The sequence below is a fragment of the Phormidium sp. CCY1219 genome (assembly GCF_035615515.1).
Classification (GTDB): domain Bacteria; phylum Cyanobacteriota; class Cyanobacteriia; order Cyanobacteriales; family Laspinemataceae; genus CCY1219.
Genome location: NZ_JAJENT010000376.1, coordinates 1 through 5,462, shown reverse-complemented (window position 1 = coordinate 5,462; position 5,462 = coordinate 1). Strand labels below are relative to the sequence as shown.

At 50.9% G+C, this 5,462-nt stretch carries 5 protein-coding genes; 1 reads left to right on the top strand and 4 read right to left on the bottom strand.

What is annotated here, in order from left to right; translation table 11 throughout:
• Positions 1–181: 181 nt before the first annotated feature.
• Both LKK83_RS07220 and LKK83_RS07215 read right to left on the bottom strand, forming a co-directional pair.
• Positions 182–484: an RNA recognition motif domain-containing protein gene (locus LKK83_RS07220; RefSeq protein WP_324630326.1), complete on the bottom strand. Its 303-nt coding sequence runs from the start codon at positions 482–484 to the stop codon at positions 182–184.
• Positions 485–712: 228 nt separating this feature from the next.
• Complete coding sequence (locus LKK83_RS07215) at positions 713–1,942, bottom strand: methionine gamma-lyase family protein (RefSeq protein ID WP_324630324.1); 1,230 nt, start codon at positions 1,940–1,942, stop codon at positions 713–715.
• Positions 1,943–2,172: 230 nt separating this feature from the next.
• Between LKK83_RS07215 and LKK83_RS07210 the strand changes: the two genes are divergently transcribed.
• Complete coding sequence (locus LKK83_RS07210) at positions 2,173–3,030, top strand: acyl-CoA desaturase (protein ID WP_324630322.1); 858 nt, start codon at positions 2,173–2,175, stop codon at positions 3,028–3,030.
• Between the two features lie 345 nt (positions 3,031–3,375).
• Here the strand turns inward: LKK83_RS07210 and LKK83_RS07205 are convergent, their stop codons facing one another.
• Positions 3,376–4,641, bottom strand: coding sequence for a glutamate-5-semialdehyde dehydrogenase (locus tag LKK83_RS07205; protein WP_324630321.1), 1,266 nt, complete (start codon positions 4,639–4,641; stop codon positions 3,376–3,378).
• Between the two features lie 4 nt (positions 4,642–4,645).
• Positions 4,646–5,053: a hypothetical protein gene (locus LKK83_RS07200; RefSeq protein ID WP_324630320.1), complete on the bottom strand. Its 408-nt coding sequence runs from the start codon at positions 5,051–5,053 to the stop codon at positions 4,646–4,648.
• Positions 5,054–5,462 lie beyond the last annotated feature (409 nt).

The window sequence follows — 5,462 nt, the reverse complement described above, 5'->3', positions numbered from 1 at the left end:
ACGCACCTCAAGGTAGGTCTTTAACTCTTGCTCTGAACGTAGCCCTCGTAGGGCTTAGGCTGGTCAGCTACCTAAAGAGACGAGACCTCTAGCCCCGTCTCTTTAGAGCGGGGTGCTGACTGCCTGAGCTTTTTATCGGTTAGATTTAATTGTTAGCTAGGGAAAGCTAACCTCTCAGTTTTTAGTAGCGAGAGGCAAAGCTGTTGTTGCGACGATTATTGCCATAAGACCCCCCTCGGTTTTCCCGGGGTTTTGCCTTGTTGACTTTCATATCGCGACCCATCCATTCAGCACCATCAAGGGCTTCAATGGCGGCAGCTTCTTCAGCTTCGCTTTCCATTTCCACAAAACCAAAGCCACGCGGACGACCTGTTTCGCGGTCAGTGGGCAGACTGACGCGCTTAACAGCACCGTAATCCGAAAAGACTACGTTCAGGTCTTCTCGCGTTACGTCGTAGGAAAGATTACCGATGTAAATTGACATGCACTGTCTCCACAAAAATCAGACAACGTAGAGGTTAATTTTTCGGAGAGAAGCCTGCCCAGACGAAAACGAAAAATACCGTTCGATACTCGAAACAAACACTGCAACCGAAATTCACACTCATCTCCATTATCATAACACAAGGTTTCGGCATTGGGAAGAAAAAAAGAGAATTGGCCGTAAATTTGTTGGCCTCATCGATTGAGCGAAGATCGAGTTACAAGGGATTTACCCAGGGCCGACGGCGGCAATTGCGGCTTCGAGGGCGATCGCCACATGGGTCCAATGAGTGCCTCCCTGACAGAAGGCGATATAAGGTTCGCGCAACGGACCATCGGCGGAAAACTCCGAGGTACTGCCATCGATAAACGTACCACCGGCCATGACCAACTGACTTTCATATCCCGGCATTGCAGCCGGCACCGGGTCCAGATAAGACCCCACCGGGGAATACTGCTGAATCGCGCGACAAAGAGCAATCAACTTTTCTGGCGATCGCAATTCCACTGCCTGAATCACATCTCGTCTGGGGGCAGTGGGGGCCGGATTGACCCGATAGCCCAAGCGATCGAACGCATAGGCTGTCAGATGAGTGCCTTTAATCGCTTCACCCACCATTTGCGGTGCGAGAAATAACCCTTGAAACAGCAAGCGATTTTGGTCAAACGTAGCGCCGCCGGTGCTACCAATGCCCGGGGCAGTGAGGCGACAAGTTGCCGCTTCCACCAAATCGGCCCGCCCCGCCACATAGCCCCCCGCCGTGACGATGGTTCCCCCGGGATTTTTAATTAAAGACCCGGCAATCAAATCCGCACCCACGGCGGGGGGTTCTCGGTCTTCGACAAACTCGCCGTAGCAGTTATCCACAAAGCAGACTGTGTGAGGATTTTGTTGTTTGACCAAGCGGACGATTTTTTCAATATCCGCGATCGCCAGACTCGGACGCCAGGAATAACCACAGGATCGTTGGATGGCCACCAACCGCGTGTTTTCACTCACCGCTTGTCCCAGGGCATTCCAGTCCACCTCGCCCGCCGCTGTCAGATCCAACTGTCGGTATTTGACCCCCCACTCGATTAACGATCCTTGACCCTTGCCCCGCAAACCAATTGCTTCTTCTAATGTGTCGTAAGGAGCACCGGTGACGGCGAGCATTTCATCCCCCGGACGGAGGACGCCGAATAGAGCCGATGTGATAGCATGAGTACCGGAAACAAACTGAACCCGCACTGCAGCGGCTTCGGTCCCCATCACCTCAGCAAAGACCTCATCGAGGGTTTGGCGTCCGAGATCGTCATGGCCGTAACCGGTGACCCCACAAAAGTGGTGAACGCCCACGCGATGATTGCGGTATGCATCCAAAAGCCGCTTGAGATTTTGCTTGACCTGAGCGTCAATTCCAGAAAAGATAGGAAATAGTTCCTTCTGAGCCTCTTCTAGCGGTTGAGAGCCGTCCATGAATTTATAACCTCTATGGTAAAGTGAACCGTTGGGGTCTGCACCCAATTGGAGCAAAACTCAGGCGAACTTCCTGTGTCTCCATTCCCAAGGGTCAGAAATCCCCACCGACACCAATTCTACGGCTGACCTTGAGATGAATCGAGGATTCCTGTTGGTTGAGCGCCTAAACGCGCTATTGCAACAATCAATAGCAGATTGAGGCATAACAATTCGTAATAAGGTATCAGATGACGACTGTCAGTACAACAAAAGAAAAGGTAGAGCAAGCAGCGCCCCTGCGTCCCGATTGGCCTGTAATCCTGTTTATGATTGCGGTTCACGCTTTGGCATTGCTGGCATTTCTTCCCAGCACCTTTAGCTGGGCCGCAGTGGGTGTGGCGGTATTGTTCCACTGGATCACCGGCGGACTGGGCGTTACCCTGGGCTATCATCGCTTAGTCACCCACCGCAGTTTTCAGGCTCCCAAGTGGCTGGAGTATTTCCTGGTGTTCTGCGGTACGTTAAGCTGTCAAGGAAGCCCCATTGAGTGGGTAGGTCTGCATCGGGCGCATCACATGTACTCCGATCGCGACTTAGACCCCCATGATGCCCAGAAAGGCTTTTGGTGGAGTCACCTGGGGTGGATGTTATATGATTCTCCCGCCGATAATGAAGTCCCTCGTTTAACTAAAGATATTAGTGACGATCCATTTTATCGGTTTTGCGATAAATTTTTACTTCCGATTCAGATTGCTTTAGGCGTGGCTCTGTATTTCTGGGGAGAAGCCGTTTCTCCCGGACTCGGATGGTCTTTTGTCATCTGGGGAATTTTCGTGCGAATGGTGGTGGTGTTTCATTGCACTTGGTTTGTGAACAGTGCTACCCATAAATTTGGCTATCGAACCTATGAGTGTGACGATACTTCGACGAATTGCTGGTGGGTAGCATTAGTTACCTATGGCGAAGGGTGGCACAACAATCACCACGCTTTTCAATACTCAGCTCGTCACGGCTTAAAATGGTGGGAAATCGATTTGACTTGGATGACAATTCGGTTTTTACAGGCGTTTGGTTTGGCCAAAAACGTGAAGTTAGTTCAGAAATAGAGCAATCTACTCCCTCGGGTTTTCAATTCCGAGGGGGAAGTTAGAGTGGCTCAAAAACCGCTACGGTTAAGACAAAAAGCCGGTTAATCGGGCTAATTTGTGCTATAATATTGGGATTTTAGATATGGAATTTTTCGACGATCCATTATCTAAAATCTCAAATTTTATTATTGAAGTGGTGTTGGGCGCACAGAAAAATGCCAGACCAGGTATTTTTGGTACTTGTGGCGCTACAGTTGGCGGAATTCGGGTTAGGGGAGGGAGATTTAAACCGGGGAGAAAGTGCGGGGGATGAAGCGGTCTACCCCTGCAAAATTGACCCGAGGGATCTGCAGGCGATCGCCCTTAAAAGGCTCTATATCCTTGGACGATATGTTTCACCGTGGTCAGGGTTTCCAGCCCGATAGAGCCTCTGCGGTGGCCTTTTTGGTTAGACATGCCGAGAAAGATAGCATCTCCCTGTTTGGGATAGCGATAAAACCGAGGGGAGGCATTGATATAGGTGGAAGCGCTATTCACCCCGAGGGCAAATTGGCAGCTTTCTTGATAGGATTCGGTGACGATACAATCGGCATGACCGCTGCTGTACTGGTTCAGCCAAGCGATCGCCATTTCCAGATTATCCACCACTTTAAACGCCACGGTTTTAGTCAAATAAGGCGTTCCCCACTCGGAATTTTCCGCCAATGTTAACTCGGGAAACTCTTCTACCAGTTGGGCATCGCCGCGAATTTCAAAGCCTTTTTCCTGGAGAGTGTTCCACAGCATGGTCAGGGAAGAGGGTTTTTGGTTGCGATGAATCAGCACTTTTTCGATCGCATTTACCGGGTCGGGTTCGCTTTGATGACTGTCGGCGATCGTCTTGCGAACCAAATCCATGCTGCCGGTGGGAGACCAATATAAATAGCAATTGCCCATTGCGGACTTGAGAACCGGGGCGGTTGCTTGGCGAATCACCTGTTGTACCAGACTGGGGCGACCGTAGGGAATCACCAGATTAACGTACTTATCTTGGCGAACCAAATCGCGGGTGGATGCGCCCATTTCTGCCGGGATAGGTTGCAAGCATCCGGGGGGCATTCCCACCTTTTCCAGCGCCCCCTGTAAGGTTTGGGCGATCGCGGCATTGGAATGGGTGGCGTACATGCCTCCTTTCAGGATCAGACAGTTGCCGGTTTTCACGCACAATCCGGCGGCGATCGCCCCTAAATCCGGTAAGGCTTCGTAAACTAAAGCAATCACCCCCAAAGGCATCAACTGAGAATAACTTTGCGAGTGTTCCACTTGGTACGGGGCATTCATCACCCGGCGCATCGGATCGGATAACTCTGCCAACCGTTCCAAGATTTGGATCGTCGTTTGGATCCGTTCTGGGGTCAGCTTCAGCCACTCCAGAATCAGTTCGGGAACTGCCATTTCCCGGGAGGCTTCCAAATCCAGGGTATTTGCTTCTAAAATATCGTCCGCCGCTTCAGCAAGGGCGTTTGCCATTGCCTCGATCGCGCGGGTTCGTTCCACTCCTTTAGTATTGGCAAATACCAAAGAAGCGCGGTAGGCATTTTCCACCACCGCCATTGCATCGGAATTTGAATTCAAAGAATCTGTTGTCATGTAGCTAACGCCTGTAAGCCAGCCAGACCATTAGCGCTGGCAAGGTTGCCAGCAGCACTGCGAGAATCACCCAGGGGATTGCGTTCGGTCCGAAAGGTAAACCCAGAACGTAGGGCAACCAGAACACCACCAGTACGATAACGATCGTCACTGCCACGGGTAAGTAGCTTTCCCGCAATCGCGTATTGGCCACAGACCAATGATGACCGTTCCAACGCCAACACCGTTTATAAGGGGAGTTCGTGGGGAGTTGCTCGATCGCCTGTCCGTTTTCTGTCACCACAAAGATATTTTGACAGCGATCGCAGCCCAACGCTTCCGTCAGCGCGATCGGCATCAAACGCCCCCGTCGCCGACAAGGACAGGGGTACTCGGAATTCAAGTCTATCTTTTGGGCTTTTTGAGATGGCACGAGCAGTATTCGAGCGATAAAATTTCTCTAAACTTACCGATAACGCTCCCCTAAATTCAGGAAGATTCGGTTTCCCATTGCACCGACACCTAAAAAATTGCTTTTCCCCGTGAGGGAAACCCGCTTGTGGATAGATTTTGCCCTTGATTGTAGCATTCTGACGAAAGCCGATCGCCCCGAGCCATAGAATAACACGGATCTTTTGACAATCCCCGATATCCACCCACACTCAAGTAGCGCTTTCCCAAGTTAAACTAAGTAATTCTGTCACCAAAACTACTCGTCTTCAAAACCGGACTTGAGACTTTCACCTCATCCGGGGACTCAACAGCTTGGCCTTTGTCATAGGCACCGAGGCTACCATCGCTGGCAGTTTTTACATCATGGCAATGTCGGTGAAGAAGTTGGA